Annotated in this window: 14 protein-coding genes and 2 tRNA genes; 8 read left to right on the plus strand and 8 right to left on the minus strand. The window is 62.9% G+C overall.

Annotated features, from left to right (window positions below; all coding sequences use genetic code 11):
- Nucleotides 1–14: 14 nt before the first annotated feature.
- Both ppx and ACVJNE_RS16110 read right to left on the minus strand, forming a co-directional pair.
- Nucleotides 15–1,529, minus strand: coding sequence for an exopolyphosphatase (gene ppx / locus ACVJNE_RS16105; protein ID WP_499567168.1), 1,515 nt, complete (start codon nucleotides 1,527–1,529; stop codon nucleotides 15–17).
- Nucleotides 1,526–3,736 carry an RNA degradosome polyphosphate kinase gene (locus ACVJNE_RS16110; RefSeq protein WP_499567170.1) on the minus strand — a complete coding sequence of 737 codons (2,211 nt, stop codon included), beginning with the start codon at nucleotides 3,734–3,736 and terminating at the stop codon, nucleotides 1,526–1,528. Before ACVJNE_RS16110 ends, ppx begins: the two co-directional genes overlap by 4 nt.
- 158 nt (nucleotides 3,737–3,894) lie before the next feature.
- Between ACVJNE_RS16110 and ACVJNE_RS16115 the strand changes: the two genes are divergently transcribed.
- The gene (locus ACVJNE_RS16115; RefSeq protein ID WP_173190558.1) at nucleotides 3,895–4,140 is read left to right on the plus strand and encodes a zinc-finger domain-containing protein; all 246 of its coding nucleotides are present in this window, start codon (nucleotides 3,895–3,897) and stop codon (nucleotides 4,138–4,140) included.
- Nucleotides 4,141–4,147: 7 nt separating this feature from the next.
- The gene (locus ACVJNE_RS16120; RefSeq protein ID WP_499567172.1) at nucleotides 4,148–5,404 is read left to right on the plus strand and encodes an FAD-dependent oxidoreductase; all 1,257 of its coding nucleotides are present in this window, start codon (nucleotides 4,148–4,150) and stop codon (nucleotides 5,402–5,404) included.
- Here ACVJNE_RS16120 and ACVJNE_RS16125 read toward each other — a convergent pair.
- From ACVJNE_RS16125 to ACVJNE_RS16145, 5 genes are all read right to left on the minus strand, one after another.
- A complete protein-coding gene (locus tag ACVJNE_RS16125; protein ID WP_499567412.1) occupies nucleotides 5,389–6,069 on the minus strand; it encodes a TIGR02117 family protein in 681 nt (226 codons plus the stop codon). The genes ACVJNE_RS16120 and ACVJNE_RS16125 overlap by 16 nt on opposite strands.
- A 37-nt stretch (nucleotides 6,070–6,106) precedes the next feature.
- A complete protein-coding gene (locus ACVJNE_RS16130) occupies nucleotides 6,107–6,910 on the minus strand; it encodes an amino acid ABC transporter ATP-binding protein (RefSeq protein WP_499567174.1) in 804 nt (267 codons plus the stop codon).
- A gap of 46 nt (nucleotides 6,911–6,956) precedes the next feature.
- A complete protein-coding gene (locus tag ACVJNE_RS16135; protein WP_499567176.1) occupies nucleotides 6,957–8,114 on the minus strand; it encodes an amino acid ABC transporter permease in 1,158 nt (385 codons plus the stop codon).
- 9 nt (nucleotides 8,115–8,123) lie between these two features.
- Complete coding sequence (locus tag ACVJNE_RS16140; protein WP_499567177.1) at nucleotides 8,124–9,314, minus strand: amino acid ABC transporter permease; 1,191 nt, start codon at nucleotides 9,312–9,314, stop codon at nucleotides 8,124–8,126.
- A 73-nt stretch (nucleotides 9,315–9,387) separates the two neighbouring features.
- Nucleotides 9,388–10,416, minus strand: coding sequence for an amino acid ABC transporter substrate-binding protein (locus ACVJNE_RS16145; protein WP_499567179.1), 1,029 nt, complete (start codon nucleotides 10,414–10,416; stop codon nucleotides 9,388–9,390).
- A 355-nt stretch (nucleotides 10,417–10,771) separates the two neighbouring features.
- Between ACVJNE_RS16145 and ACVJNE_RS16150 the strand changes: the two genes are divergently transcribed.
- The 6 genes from ACVJNE_RS16150 (at nucleotide 10,772) to ACVJNE_RS16175 (ending at nucleotide 13,459) form a co-directional block, all read left to right on the plus strand.
- Nucleotides 10,772–11,941: a cystathionine beta-lyase gene (locus tag ACVJNE_RS16150; RefSeq protein WP_499567181.1), complete on the plus strand. Its 1,170-nt coding sequence runs from the start codon at nucleotides 10,772–10,774 to the stop codon at nucleotides 11,939–11,941.
- A 95-nt stretch (nucleotides 11,942–12,036) separates the two neighbouring features.
- A tRNA-Pro gene (locus ACVJNE_RS16155) sits at nucleotides 12,037–12,113 on the plus strand.
- A 35-nt stretch (nucleotides 12,114–12,148) separates the two neighbouring features.
- Complete coding sequence (locus tag ACVJNE_RS16160; RefSeq protein WP_173190548.1) at nucleotides 12,149–12,454, plus strand: ETC complex I subunit; 306 nt, start codon at nucleotides 12,149–12,151, stop codon at nucleotides 12,452–12,454.
- A gap of 37 nt (nucleotides 12,455–12,491) precedes the next feature.
- Nucleotides 12,492–12,568 (plus strand) — tRNA-Arg (locus ACVJNE_RS16165).
- A gap of 253 nt (nucleotides 12,569–12,821) precedes the next feature.
- Complete coding sequence (locus ACVJNE_RS16170) at nucleotides 12,822–13,037, plus strand: hypothetical protein (protein ID WP_499567183.1); 216 nt, start codon at nucleotides 12,822–12,824, stop codon at nucleotides 13,035–13,037.
- A 170-nt stretch (nucleotides 13,038–13,207) separates the two neighbouring features.
- Complete coding sequence (locus ACVJNE_RS16175; protein WP_499567185.1) at nucleotides 13,208–13,459, plus strand: DUF6894 family protein; 252 nt, start codon at nucleotides 13,208–13,210, stop codon at nucleotides 13,457–13,459.
- A 130-nt stretch (nucleotides 13,460–13,589) separates the two neighbouring features.
- Here ACVJNE_RS16175 and ACVJNE_RS16180 read toward each other — a convergent pair whose 3' ends face one another.
- Entirely contained in the window at nucleotides 13,590–14,453 is an 864-nt protein-coding gene (locus tag ACVJNE_RS16180) for a helix-turn-helix transcriptional regulator (RefSeq protein ID WP_499567187.1), read from the minus strand.
- Nucleotides 14,454–14,515 lie beyond the last annotated feature (62 nt).

Raw genomic sequence — 14,515 nt, forward strand, 5'->3', positions numbered from 1 at the left:
CCAGCAGGAGCCGATCACTCGCCGACGGCGATGTCCATCGGCCTGCCGAGTACCTTGGAAAGCTGGGACATGCGCCCCTCGGGACGTTCGCCCAGCAGGCCGGCATGCGAGGCAGGCACGACAAGGGTGAGCCTGTCACCGTCGCCCTTTCGCCATTTGAGCCGCGGCATCAAGCCGGGCATGGATGCCGAGAACAGATAGACCACCCGCAGGAGCGCGCCGAGTATGCGCGCCCGTTCGACGTGGCGCGCGCCCGCAAGCGCCTGCATCGTCGGCGAGACCGCATCCTCATAGATGCCTTCGTGCCGGAACAGGCTGGTGAGGCCGATAAAGGCGCGGCCCGGATGGTCGACACCGATGAAGGATGCGTGCGCGATGATGTTGAGCGACTGCGTGCCGCGGTATTCCGGGTGCGCGCGCCAGCCGATGTCGGCCAGCAGGCAGGCCGCCTGCCGGTAGCGTGCATCCTCCTCGCTTTCCTCCAGCCCGAACGCCTCGAACGCCTCGCCGGTCCACGCCGCCAGCTCGCGCGCATGGGTGACCGAGCGGGCGCGCAACACCGCAAGCTCCTCCGCCGCCGACAGCAGTGCGTCGCGGCGGCGATCTTCCTCCTCCAGTAGCGAATAGAGATAGCCTTCGCGCACACCGAGCGCCGAGACGACGATGTCCTTCGGCTTCATCGCCGTGATGATTTCCTGCAGCACGGTGGCGCCATAAGGCAGCAGCGCCCGTCGAGACTTGGAAATGCGCTCGATGCCCTTCATCTTGCCGATGTCGCCGCTGGCAACCTGCTTGAGAAAGCCTTCGGAACCTTCGACGTCGAACTCGTAGTGATGCATCACGTTGAGCGGATAGCCGGTGGCATTCATGTGGAGGCGGGCGAGGTTTCGCCACGTGCCGCCAACGCAATAGAAGGTGCGCCCCTCCCCGCCCGCAAGCAGCTTGGCGCGCTTGAGCTCGCGCCGGGCGATGCGGGTTGCCGCGTCGGCCGAGCTCTTCGCCATGTCCTGCAACCGCAGGCCGCCGAGCGGGAGGGTGATGCCGTCGCCGATCGTCTCGCCCTTCACGTCGACCAGTTCGAGACTGCCGCCCCCGAGATCGCCGGCGATACCATCCACCTTGTGGAAACCGGAGATGACGCCGAGGGCCGAATAGTGGGCTTCCTCACGGCCTGAAAGCACGCGAATCTCCGCACCGAGGATTTCTTCCGCGCGATGGATGAAGTCCATGCCGTTTTCCGCCTCGCGGGCGGCCGCCGTTGCGATCACGTGCAGATGCTCGGAACCTGCCTGCTCGGACAGCGCGCGAAAGCGCCGGAACTCGTCCACGGCGCGGCGAACGGCCTCGGGGTCGAGCTTGCCGGTCGTTACGATGCCGCGCCCCAATCCGGCCAGCATCTTCTCGTTGAAGAGCACGGTCGGCGAACGCGCAACACCCTCATAGACGACGAGACGGATCGAGTTCGACCCGATGTCGATGATCGACAGTGGCTGGCGATCTTGCAGCCGGCCCTGGGATGTATGAATCATGCAGTCTCGGCTGTGTTGGCCTTCTTGCGGCGCTTGTGTTGCGCAATGCGCTTCGGCGCATGGGATTTCAGGGCGTCACCTCGACCGGACAGGCTGGGATTCGTCATGAAATATTCCTGCGCGTTGAACGGTTCCTCTCCCTCCTCGGGCATCATCCGCCGCGAGGTACCGTCCGCCAATACTTCGAAACTTTGCTGGTTGTCCATGATGTTTCCGAGCATGATCTGGCCCAGCACCTGTTCATGCACAGTCCCGTTGGTGATCGGCACCAGCGTTTCGACACGGCGATCGAGGTTACGGGGCATCAGATCCGCGGAACTGATGTAGACGATCGCATCGTCTGAAGGCAGCCCATGACCATTGCCGAAACAGTAGATGCGGCTGTGCTCCAGGAAGCGGCCCACGATCGACTTGACGCGGATGTTTTCCGACAGCCCCGGCACCTGCGGACGAAGGCAGCAGATGCCGCGCACCACGAGGTCGATCTCCACGCCGGCGCGGCTTGCATCGTAGAGCGCGTCGATAATGGTCGGGTCGACCAGCGAGTTCATCTTCATCCAGATCTGGGCAGGCTTGCCCGCGGCCACGAACTCCTTCTCCGCCCTGATATGCTCGAGGATCCTGTTGCGCAGCGTCAGCGGGGAGATGGCCAGATGCATCTCGTTGGCGGGTTCGGCATAGCCGGTGATGAAGTTGAACACCTGCGCGACGTCGCGCGCAATCATCGGGTCGGACGTGAAATAGGAAAGATCGGTGTAGATGCGCGCGGTGATGGGGTGGTAGTTGCCCGTGCCCAGATGCACGTAGTTGCGCAGCTTGCCGTCCTCGCGGCGCACCACGAGCGACATCTTCGAATGCGTCTTCAACTCGATGAAGCCGAAGACGACCTGCACGCCGGCACGCTCGAGATCGCGCGCCCAGCGGATGTTGGCTTCCTCGTCGAAACGCGCCTTGAGCTCGACCAGCGCCGTCACCGACTTGCCGCTTTCTGCCGCGTCGATCAGGGCGCGCACGATGGGGCTGTCGTTGGAGGTGCGGTAGAGCGTCTGCTTGATGGCGACGACTTCCGGGTCCAGCGCCGCCTGACGCAGGAACTGCACCACCACGTCGAAGCTCTCATAGGGGTGATGGACGACGATGTCCTTCTCACGGATCGCGGCAAAGCAATCGCCGCCATGCTCGCGGATGCGCTCGGGGAAGCGCGGATTGTAGGGCGTGAACTTGAGATCGTCGCGCGGGAGAGCGACGATCTCGGAAATCTGGTTGACCGCCAGCGGCCCCTTCAGGACGCTGATGCGCGACGAACCGACGCCAAGCTCGCTGGCAACGAAATCGCGCAGGCCTTCCGGCATCTCGTCATCGAATTCGATGCGTATCACCTGGCCCCGGCGGCGGCGCTTCAGCGCGCTTTCGAACAGGCGCACGAGATCTTCGGCCTCCTCCTCGACCTCGATGTCGGAGTCTCGGATGATGCGGAACGTGCCCGAACCCTTCACCTCGTAGCCGGGGAACAGCTTGCCGATGAACATGCCCACGACATCTTCCAGCGCAATGTAGCGCACCGTGCTCTTGCGGTCCGGCAGCCGGATGAAACGGCGCAGGGCTACGGGCAGGCGCAGCAGCGCCGTCATCTCCTCGGCCTGCCTGCGGTGGCGCAGGTTCAGCGCGATCGAAAAACCGAGATTGGGAATGAACGGAAACGGATGTGCCGGGTCGATCGACAGCGGTGTCAGCACCGGGAAGATCGCCTCCATGAAGTGCTCGTCCAGCCACGCCTTCTCGTCGTTGACGAGCGCGGTGGCGCGGACGATCTCGATCCCTTCCTTGCGCATCAGACCGGTCAGCAGCGAATAGCTCTGCTGCTGGTCTTCCTGAAGGCGGCTGACTTCGAGCAGCAGCAGTTCGAGCTGCTGTTCCGGCGTGCGCCCATCCGGACTCTTGATCGCAATTCCCTCGCGGATCTGGCCAGCAAGACCAGCGACGCGCACCATGAAGAACTCGTCGAGATTGGTCGCCGAGATCGACAGGAAACGCACCCGCTCCAGAAGCGGATGGCAGGGGTTCTGCGATTCGTCGAGCACGCGGCGATTGAACTGGAGCCAGGAGAATTCGCGGTTCACGAACCGGTCCGGATTGCCGTCGGGCGCGGCCGCCAGCGCCTGCATCTCGCCGGTAAATTCACTCGTTGCCGGTCTCAGTTCGTTCATGATCTCCTCGGTGCCCCAAAGGTTTGCCAGGCGACAAGCCGCCAATCTACCTCGTGACAGGCTTTTGCGACAGTTTCATATCATCGACTTGCAAAGACCGGGTTTATGCTGCAAACGCAGGCAATCCGCTTCGAGTTTGCAGCATCCGGGAGCTTCCGATGGCCGGCCACGCGATACCGCATTTCCAAAACGACGCAGGTCACGCCGCGATCGAGATCGGCGTGAAAGAATTCATGTGCGTGGGTGCCAATCCGCCCTTCGACCATCCGCATGTCTTTCTCGACATGGGCGACGATGCCGAGAAGGTCTGCCCCTACTGCTCGACGCTTTATCGCTACAATGCGAAGCTGAAGGCCACCGAGACCTCGCCCGCCGGCGCGCTCTACCATCCGCAGGCCGCCTGAGCCTGAAGTGGACCTCCGCGCCGGGCCGATCGCGATTGCCGGGGCTGGCATTGCGGGCCTGACGGCAGCGCTGGCGCTCGCACAGCGTGGTTTTCAGGTCAGGCTTTTCGAACGCTCCGACCGGCTGGAAGAAGTCGGCGCCGGGCTGCAGCTTTCACCAAACGCGACGCGCCTGCTCGACCGGCTGGGTGTTCTTTCGATCCTGAAACCGATCGCAGTGCGCGCCGAGGCGGTGGAAATCCGCAGTGCGCGAACGCTTGGCCGGCTCGCATCCGTCCCTCTTGGCGAGAAGGCGGTGCGCCGCTGGGGGGCGCCCTATCTGACAGTCCATCGCGCCGACCTGCAGAGCGCGCTTCTTGCCACGGTGAAACGGCAGCCCGAGATTGACCTGGCGACCGGCGCGACCGTGCGCGACGCCGCGTTCCATGACTATGGGGTCACGCTCTCGGTCGACCGCGACGGACGGATCGAGGAGTTCGGCTGCAAACTCGCAGTTGGCGCCGACGGCGTATGGTCGACATTGCGCGAACTCGGCGGGCATGGGCGGCAAAGCCGCTATTCGGGATATGTTGCCTGGCGCGCGATGCTCCCGTCCGCGCACGCGGTGAGCAGAACGGATGCGGCACTGCCGCCAAACGATCGCGTCACCGCATGGCTGCACGCCGGCTTTCACCTGGTCGCCTATCCCGTTCGCGCGGGTGAGGCAATCAACCTGGTTGCCGTGACGCGCGCGTCGGAGTTGACACGCAGATGGTCCAACGCGGCTGACCTGTCGATGCTGGTAGCGGCAATGGGCGGCGCCGCCCCTGCCCTTCAACAACTGGTGCAGGTAGCAGACCACTGGACGACCTGGCCGATCCACGAAGTACCGCCGGACGGCGCCTGGACAGCGAAGGCCGGTATTGCCCTGATCGGCGATGCCGCCCACGCCATGAGCCCCTATGCGGCGCAGGGCGCCGCAATGGCTATCGAGGATGCAGTCGCGCTGGCTGCGGCACTTGCCCGCGAACCCACCAGTCTGGCGGCTGCGCTGTCGCTTTACGAGCAGGCGCGGCGCAAGCGGGTCAAGCGCGTGGCGGCGCGTGGCGCGTTCAACCGCTTCACATGGCATGCGTCCGGTCCGGTCGCCTTTGTACGCGACCGGGTGCTGGCGCTGCGCAAACCGGAAACGCTCGCCGCCGACTTCGACTGGCTTTACGGCTGGGATATCGGCGACCACCTCCCACGCCTTGAAACAAGCCGGGCTTCTCAGACCGAATTGTAGGCTTCGACGGACCAGAGCAGGCTCAAAGGCAGCGGATTCCACCACCCGGTTCGTAGCCCCGCGGAGCGCAAAGCCGAAGCCGTCCAAACATTGCATCCGACAAGCGCGTTGAACCAGCCGTTTGCTTCGTAGAAACGATCGTAGGGACCGTAGGAACGCCCCTCGATCGGAACGACGGCGCCTTCGGCATTCCGTGTAAAACTGGCAACGATATTATCCACAAGCCGCTGGAATTGCGCAGGCGTGAGGTCGAGCGCAAGAACGCCAGCCTGCGCCGGGTCGACCTCGCCTGCCAGCGCCACATGCATGACGGCCCTGTCGAGCGTCAGAGCCCGGAATGCGGGGCCGGGCTTCAATTCGGCCCAGGTCGGGGTCTCCAGATAGAAGGAACGCCCACCCCAGCCGAACGCGATCCATCCGACCGCGGGATCGTCGATCGGCAAGCCGTCTTCACGCAGAAACGCAAAGCTGGCCAGCACATCCGGATCCGGCGGCAGCGCAATATCGGTATGAATTGGATTGGCAAATATCAGGATACGCCTCAGCGGCCCCGCGTCCTGTTCGCTCTCGGCCGCAAGGAACGGACGCGGCAGCGCCGCGCCTAGAAGCGCTGCCACGGCGGCAAGCGCAGCCAGGACCGCCAAAGCAAGAGCGGCACGGCGCATCATTACCGTCGCGCTGCTCGAGGAAATGCCGGGCGTCTCAGTGCAGGATCTGACTGAGGAACAGCTTGGTGCGCTCGTGCTGCGGGTCGTCGAAGAACTCTTCGGGTTTGTTCTGCTCGACGATCTGGCCCTGATCCATGAAGATCACGCGGTTCGCCACCTGGCGGGCAAAGCCCATCTCGTGGGTGACGCAGATCATGGTCATGCCTTCTTCGGCGAGGCCGACCATCGTCTCCAGCACTTCCTTGATCATCTCCGGATCGAGCGCCGAGGTCGGCTCGTCGAACAGCATGATGCGGGGGTTCATGCACAGCGAGCGGGCGATCGCCACGCGCTGCTGCTGACCACCGGAAAGCTGGCCCGGATACTTGTGGGCCTGTTCAGGAATCTTCACGCGCTCAAGGAAGTGCATGGCAGTTTCCTCCGCCTGTTTCTTGGGCGTCTTGCGCACCCAGATCGGGGCCAGCGTGCAGTTTTCCAGGATAGTCAGATGTGGGAACAGGTTGAAGTGCTGGAAAACCATGCCGACTTCGCGGCGCACCTCGTCGATCTTCTTGAGATCGTTGGTCAGCTCGATGCCGTCGACGACGATCCGTCCCTGCTGGTGCTCCTCAAGACGGTTGATGCAGCGGATCATCGTCGACTTGCCGGAGCCCGAGGGGCCGCAAACGACAATCCGCTCGCCACGCATGACCTTGAGGTTGATGTCCTTGAGAACGTGAAAATCACCGTACCATTTGTGCATGCCCTCGATCTCGATGGCGACCTCGGTGTCCGAAATCTGCATCCGCGATCGGTCGATTGCGATCTGGTCTGCGGCGACTGCGTTTTCAGTGGCCATATCATTCCCCTTTTTGGCGCTTTGGCCTGTTGTTATTGCTTCCGCCCTACCGTCGGTGGCCCGTATCCAGCCGGCGTTCCATGTAGATGGAATAGCGCGACATGCCGAAGCAGAATATCCAGAAGATGAACCCGGCGAAGATCAGGCCCGACATGGGCGTCTGAGCCGAAATCCAGTTCGCATCGGCGAAATTCTGACGCACGATACCGAGCAGGTCGAACATGCCGATGATGTAAACGAGGCTGGTGTCCTTGAAGAGGCCGATGAAGGTGTTGACGATGCCCGGAATGACCAGCTTCAGCGCCTGCGGCAGGACGATCAATCCCATCGACTGCCAGTAGCTGAGACCGAGCGAATCCGCGCCCTCATATTGCCCCTTGGGAATTGCCTGGAGGCCGCCCCGCACCACCTCGGCCATGTAGGCCGACGCGAAGAGCGCGACACCCACCAATGCGCGCAGGAAGCGGTCGAAAGTCATGCCGGCGGGCAGGAACAGCGGCAGCATCACGCTCGCCATGAACAGCACCGTCACCAGCGGCACGCCACGCACCGTCTCGATGAAGGCGACGCACAGCATCTTGACCACAGGCATCTTGGAACGACGCCCCAGCGCGAGCAGGATGCCCAAAGGCAGCGACACCGAAATGCCGACGAAGGACAACACCATCGTCACCAGCATGCCGCCCCACAGGCTCGTCGCCACATAATCGAGGCCGAACCAGCCGCCCACCAGAAGGATGAAGGCGATGATGGGGAAGATAATGAAAAAGGCTACCGCGTTGAGGAACTTGTGCGGCACGCGCGGGATCAACAGCGGCACCAGCAGGGCTACGAACATCACGGCGGTCAGATTGACCCGCCAGCGCTCGGAGACCGTGTAGCGGCCGTACATGAACTGCTCGAACTTGGCGTTGACGAACGCCCAGCAGGCGCCCGACCAGCCTTCGGGCTGGATGCCGCCCTGCGCGACCGTCGCGCAAACCGAGCGATCGGGTCCGCTCCACACCGCGTCGATGAACGCCCAGCGGATCATCGGTGGGACGAAATAGGCGATCAACAGCACGCCCAGCACGGTGAGGACCGAATCGAGCGGCGTCGCGAACAGATTTATCCGCAGCCACCGGGCGATACCGCGCTCGCGGGCTGGAGCCGGTCGTTCGGGCTCCAGCTCGGTGCGGACGAAGGAGAGATCTTCCTGTTGCATCAATCTCTCCTATCGCTCGACCAGCGCCATCTTGGCGTTGAACCAGTTCATGAACGTCGACGTCGACAGGCTCAGGCCCAGATAGATCAGCATCCAGATCGCCACGACCTCGATCGCCTGACCGGTCTGGTTCATCGTCGTCTGCCCGGTCTGGATGAGATCGGGGTAGCCGATGAAGACGGCGAGCGACGAGTTCTTGGTCAGGTTGAGATACTGGCTGGTCAGCGGCGGAATGACGATGCGCATGGCCTGCGGAATGATGACCAGACGCAATGTCGGGCCGGGGCGGATGCCAAGCGCGTGAGCTGCTTCCGTCTGTCCCTTGCTCACACCGAGAATACCGGCACGGACAATCTCGGCGATGAAGGAGGCCGTATAGAAGGACAATGCCAGATAAAGCGAAAGGAACTCCGGCTTGATCGAGAAGCCACCGACGAGGTTGAAGGCTCCCTGTTCCGGCATGTCGAACGTCAACGGAAAACCCGTTGCTGCGAAAGCAAGCAGCGGAAGACCGACAATCAGCGCGAGCGACGTCCACAATACGGGAAAGCGCTGGCCGGTCGCCATCTGCCGCTGGTGCGCTTTGCGCGCCACGAAGAAGGACATCGCGATGGCGATCACGAACGCCACGGGGATCAGCCACGCGCCCTCGCCCCAGATCGGCATCGGCATGTAGAAGCCGCGATTGTTGAGATAGGTGCCCAGCGGCAGGTCAACACTTTCGCGCGCGCCGGGCAGCACGGCGAGCACGCCGAGATACCAGAAGAAAATCACCAGCAGCGGCGGAATGTTGCGGAACACCTCGACGTAAACCGTGCAGATCTTCGAGATCAGCCAGTTTCGAGACAGCCGCCCAACACCGATGAGGAACCCGATGATCGTGGCAGTCACGATGCCGATGACGGCAACGAGGATGGTATTGACCAAGCCGACCAGGATCGCGCGGCCGAATGTCGAGTTGGCCGAATAGTCGATCAGGGTCTGGCTGATGTCGAAGCCGCTGCGGCGGCCTAGAAAGTCGAAACCCGATGCGATGTTGGCGCGCTGCAGGTTCTCGGTCGTGTTGCCGATGATCCAGTAGACGACGAGGACCAGCGCGATCGCGACCACAACCTGGACAACGATGCCGCGCACGCGGGGATCGTATAGCAGGGACGCGCGCGCAGGTGCGCGGTCATGAACGCTCGTCGGGGAAGCCATGCCCCCTCCTTCCCGATTCAGTGATGCCGACCACTCCGGAAGGCCGCGAAAGCCTTCCGGAGCAGTATCTCGATCAGCGGATCGGCGGAGCGTACTGGATGCCGCCCTTGGTCCAGAGCTGGTTCAGACCACGAGCGATCTTGAGCGGGCTTTCCTGGCCGATGTTACGCTCGAAAACCTCGCCATAGTTGCCAACGCCCGAGATGATGTTGACAACCCATTCGTTCTCGAGGCCGAGCACCGTACCGATGGAAGAGTCATCCTCCTGGCCGAGTATGCGACGGATTTCCGGGTTATCCGAACCCTTCATCTCCTCGACATTGGCTTGGGTGATGCCGAGTTCCTCGGCCTGGATCATCGCGAACAGCGTCCACTTGACGATGTCGAACCACTGGTCGTCGCCATGGCGAACGGCAGGTCCGAGCGGCTCCTTGGAGATGATCTCGGGCAGCACGACATGCTCGTCAGGGTTGGCGAGCGTCAGGCGAAGCGCATAGAGGCCGGACTGATCGGTGGTGTAGGCATCGCAACGGCCGGCCTCGTAGGCAGCGTTGGTCTCGTCGAAGCCCTGGAAGACAACCGGGTTGTAATCCATGTTGTTGGCCGCGAAGTAATCGGCCAGGTTGAGTTCGGTCGTCGTGCCGGTCTGCACGCAGATCGCGGCGCCCGAAAGCTGCAGCGCCGAGTTGATGCCCGGCAGCTTCGTCGAGTTGATCATGAAACCCTGGCCGTCATAATAGTTGACGCCCGTGAAGTTGAAACCCAGCGACGTGTCGCGGCTGAGCGTCCAGGTCGTGTTGCGCGCGAGAACGTCGATCTCGCCAGACTGCAGCGCAGGGAAGCGCTCGGTGGCGTTGGTGGGAACCGCCTCGACCTTGCTCGGATCGCCGAACACGGCCGCCGCGATGGCGCGGCACATATCATAGTCGAAACCCGACCATTCACCCTGGTCGTTGGGAGCGGCGAAACCGGCAAGACCGGTATGCACACCGCAGCGCAGCGTGCCGCGTTCCTTCACATCGTCGAGCGTCGCGCCCCAGCCAGCCGAAGCCGTAAACACCAGCGCGGCCGAACCGAGAATACCCGTTACTAGCTTTTTCATGCCCACATACCCTTTTCTGTTTCGGGGTCTTCGCCCCTGTTCATTCCGTACGGAAGAAGCATTCCGTCCCGGCCCCTGACCGGAACTCGGCATCGTTGCAGACGCGCGTGCTCCACCTCCCACTCACGACCGGCATCGAAGGCCATTATTCAGCGCCGGTCAAGTGCGAATGAAACACGCCGCCTAATTGGTGACCGCACAGGCAGCACTGCGCGTTTTATGGGCTGCGCCTGCCGCAATCCATGGCAAATCAAGCGCTTGCGAATGTGCCCCACCGGGCAGTGCCGCTGTGGCGGTTGCAGGTTGGCGGGGCAACCGATATGCGTTCTGGCTTGCAGCGAGAGGCGAGGTTTTCATGAGCAAGGGCGACTACGCGAACAAGGGCATCCACACCAGGCTTGCCCATATCGGCAACGATCCACGCGAGTTCTTCGGTTTCGTGAACCCGCCCGTCGTCCATGCATCCACCGTGCTCTTCCCCGACGCCGCGACCATGGCGGCGCGCAACCAGAAATATACCTACGGTACGCGCGGCACGCCGACGACCGATGCGCTGAGCTCCGCTATCGACGCGCTCGAAGGTTCCGCAGGCACGATCCTAGTGCCGTCTGGCCTCGCGGCTGTGACGATACCGCTGTTGGCGTTCCTGTCGGCGGGCGACCACGTGCTGATCGTCGATTCGGTCTATCACCCGACACGCAACTTCGCAGACACGATGCTGAAGCGGCTGGGCGTCGAGGTCGACTATTACGACCCGCTGGTGGGCGCCGGAATCACCGCGCTGATGAAACCCAACACGAAGGTGGTCTTCACCGAATCGCCCGGCTCGAACACGTTCGAGATGCAGGACATCCCCGCGATTGCCCGGGAAGCCAAGGCGCGCGGCGCGGTGGTGATGATGGACAACACGTGGGCCACGCCGCTCTATTTCCGTCCGCTCGACCATGGCGTCGACATTTCCATCCATGCGGCGACGAAATACCCCGCAGGCCATTCGGACGTGCTGCTCGGAACCGTCTCGGCGAACGAGGCCTGCTGGAAGCGGCTGCAGGAGACGCATTTCACGATGGGTTGCTGCGCGGCGCCCGACGACGTCTACCAAGTCTTGCGCGGCCTGCGCACCATGGGCGTGCGGCTGGAGCGGCACGAGGAGAACGCGCTCGACATCGCGCGCTGGCTGGAAGGCCAGCCGGGCGTGGCGCGCGTGCTGCATCCGGGGCTCGAGAGCTTTCCGGGTCATGACATCTGGAAGCGTGACTTTTCCGGCGCCAGCGGCATCTTCTCCATTGTGCTGTCGGGCGGCGGCGAACGCGAGGCGCATGCATTCCTCGACGCCCTGGAGGTTTTCGGCCTCGGCTATTCCTGGGGCGGCTACGAAAGCCTTGCCGTACACGTGTTTCTGGGCGACCGGACCGTTGCCAAGGGCGACTACGAGGGACCCGTCATCCGGCTGCAGATCGGCCTCGAAAACCCGGAAGACATCAAGGCGGACCTGGCGCGCGGGCTTGCGGCGGCGGCCGGCTGAAGCCGTTCGCGCCGCGACATGAAGGCCGGCGGCAAAATAAAGGCTTGCCTCGCCGCCGGCGAAAACTTATGGGAACCAGCGGTCTTGACCGGCCACGGAGCGTAGCGCAGCCTGGTAGCGCATCTGGTTTGGGACCAGAGGGTCGCAGGTTCGAATCCTGCCGCTCCGACCACCGGCAGGCCGGCACAGGCAAGGAACGAGGCTCACATGTCAGCGCGCATCTACAGCCCGGCGAAGACCGCCATGCAGTCCGGCAAGGCGAAGACCGGCCACTGGGTTCTCGAATTCGATCCCGAGCAGCCGCGCAAGATCGACCCGCTGATGGGCTACACCTCCTCCGGCGACATGAAGAGCCAGATCCGCCTCACCTTCCCCACGCTGGAAGAGGCCATCGCCTACGCCAAGAAGAACGGGCTCGCCTACAGGGTCCAGGAGCCCAAGGAAACGCGCCGGAGGCAGATTTCCTACGCGGAAAATTTCCGCTATGACCGCAAGACGCCCTGGACACACTGACGCGCCCTCATCGCGCGACCGCCTCAGGCGCAGCGACGGTCCCGTAGCTCAGCTGGATAGAGCACCGGCCTTCTAAGCCGATGGTCGCAGGTTCGAATCCTGCCGGGATCGCCAGCATTCTGGCGTTTCGGGAAGACCTCGCATGTGATCCGAACAGCGGAGCTGTCGACGAAGATTTCCGGCAGATCGGTCAAACGGACGCCATACCGGCTTTGCCTAATCATCGCGATGGAGGCGCACGGCCGATAGACCGACGCAAGATGTCGTGCCTTCGCAACCCATGGGATGTCAGTTCGACACCGTCTCAGCGGAGTGTTACCGTTACGCGATCGCTTGGCATTGTGCCTCGAGCGGCAGGAGAACTGCCATGATGGTTGATATCGGGCCTGCAAAACGGGTCGGAACGAGAAAGATCATTCTGGATCGTCCGCTGATCGAGGCGGACGTGTCATTTCTGGACGGCGAAACGGTTTTGACCTTCTGTGCCGACGGCGTACATGGGGCGGGCGCATTGTATCGCTACGAACTTCACCTGACCAGATCGGATATGGACCTGCTGCGCGCAGCCGTCGGCAACGGCTAATCACACACCCGGGAGAGCAGTCTCCCGAGCGGCCGGCGCGAAGAATAACGGGCTATCAACCGGCCTTGCAATCCCTGCCAAAGAAGCGCCAACTGCCTCATCGTCAGCGATGTTACTGGCATGCTGAGACAGAGAGACATATCGCGCTCCCGCCATGGGAAGGAGCAGATATGCCCCGGTATTTCTTTCACGTCATGGATGGCCACGCGGTCGTCGACACCGAAGGTCTCGAACTGGAGAACGACACGGTTGCCCGCACGGAGGCTCTTCGCGGGGCCGCAGAAATGATGGCCGATCGCGGAATGACGCTCTGGCTCGGCAACACCTGGGTGATGACTGTCGCCGACGAGGACGCGAAGATTCTGTTCAACCTGCGATTCTCTGTCGACGAACCTCGCAGGTTGCCAGAGCTCTTGTCCTGACGGACGCGTTTCAGCACCGACGATGCCCGGTCCTACCCGCGCTGCCTGATCGGGCACGCCTCAAACTCGACGGACTTGCAACGGGCAGCTCGAACGTCGGGTACGATCCAGGCCGCACCACCCCCTCCATTCAAACCCGGACCTGCCCCGGCGTCACGCCATAGGCCTTGCGGAAGGCCGTGGTGAAGCTGGAGATGTTGTTGTAGCCGGCGAGGTGGGCGGCGTGCGCGACGGGGATACCGTCGCGGGCGAGTGCCGCGCGGGCCATGTCCAGGCGCTGCTGCCGAATGAAATCCGAGATCGTGACGCCGAAGTGTTCCTTGAAATGGCGCTGGACCGTGGAGACGCTTGAACCAGCCTCCCTGGCGATCACGTCGATGGTCAGCTCCTTGTCGAGATTGGCGGTGATGAAGTCCTTGAGGCGCAGGTAGCGTCGAAGGCTCATCAGCGGCTGCGCGCGCGGGCGCCCCTCCTTCTCCGCCACCATCCGCAGGCAGGACTGCCACATGATGTCGAGCGCCTGCGCCCGCAGATACAACGAGCCCAATTCACCCTCGAGCATCGGCGGCGGATTGATGATCTTCTGCGCGAGCTGGAGAATATTCTCGCCCGGCTCGAAGGAGAAGTGCGCCAAGTGGCGCGAAAAGAATTCCTGCAAGGCCGGCACATGCATGCCGTCCCGCGTCTCGATCAGGCGCGTCAGCCAGGGCAGCGGCGCGGCGATCATCACCTTGCGCAGCGGCACCTCGCTTTCGTCGAAGAAGCGCAACCTGCTAGTCTTCGCAACATTGAGCATGAAAACCTGCGGCGACGCCGAATCGCCATCTCCGGCGTTCACATGGAAATGATGGCCGTCGATGACAAAGTGCTGCGCACCCTGCAGCATCACCATCAGCATGAATTTCGGCCAGATTTCCTGCTCGCTGGTGTCGTCCGTGCAGTTGGTGACGTTCTCGATCGCGCCGACGAAAAGTTCCTGCGGTGTGTACTGCATCGGACGACCTATCGCCGCCCGCGCCGCGCTGCCGCCTGCGCGTAAAACTTTGCCATTTTCGC

The sequence above is a fragment of the Mesorhizobium sp. DxT genome (assembly GCF_058448885.1).

Excerpts from the sequence above, each read along its gene's own strand:
- ACVJNE_RS16130 (WP_499567174.1), bottom strand. The coding sequence starts at position 6,910 with ATGGCCACTGAAAACGCAGTCGCCGCAGACCAGATCGCAATCGACCGA.
- ACVJNE_RS16140 (WP_499567177.1), bottom strand. The coding sequence starts at position 9,314 with ATGGCTTCCCCGACGAGCGTTCATGACCGCGCACCTGCGCGCGCGTCC.
- ACVJNE_RS16145 (WP_499567179.1), bottom strand. The coding sequence starts at position 10,416 with ATGAAAAAGCTAGTAACGGGTATTCTCGGTTCGGCCGCGCTGGTGTTT.
- ACVJNE_RS16150 (WP_499567181.1), top strand. The coding sequence starts at position 10,772 with ATGAGCAAGGGCGACTACGCGAACAAGGGCATCCACACCAGGCTTGCC.
- ACVJNE_RS16180 (WP_499567187.1), bottom strand. The coding sequence starts at position 14,453 with ATGCAGTACACACCGCAGGAACTTTTCGTCGGCGCGATCGAGAACGTC.
- ACVJNE_RS16175 (WP_499567185.1), top strand. The coding sequence starts at position 13,208 with ATGCCCCGGTATTTCTTTCACGTCATGGATGGCCACGCGGTCGTCGAC.
- ACVJNE_RS16170 (WP_499567183.1), top strand. The coding sequence starts at position 12,822 with ATGATGGTTGATATCGGGCCTGCAAAACGGGTCGGAACGAGAAAGATC.
- ACVJNE_RS16125 (WP_499567412.1), bottom strand. The coding sequence starts at position 6,069 with ATGCGCCGTGCCGCTCTTGCTTTGGCGGTCCTGGCTGCGCTTGCCGCC.
- ACVJNE_RS16110 (WP_499567170.1), bottom strand. The coding sequence starts at position 3,736 with ATGAACGAACTGAGACCGGCAACGAGTGAATTTACCGGCGAGATGCAG.
- ACVJNE_RS16135 (WP_499567176.1), bottom strand. The coding sequence starts at position 8,114 with ATGCAACAGGAAGATCTCTCCTTCGTCCGCACCGAGCTGGAGCCCGAA.
- ppx (WP_499567168.1), bottom strand. The coding sequence starts at position 1,529 with ATGATTCATACATCCCAGGGCCGGCTGCAAGATCGCCAGCCACTGTCG.
- ACVJNE_RS16160 (WP_173190548.1), top strand. The coding sequence starts at position 12,149 with ATGTCAGCGCGCATCTACAGCCCGGCGAAGACCGCCATGCAGTCCGGC.
- ACVJNE_RS16115 (WP_173190558.1), top strand. The coding sequence starts at position 3,895 with ATGGCCGGCCACGCGATACCGCATTTCCAAAACGACGCAGGTCACGCC.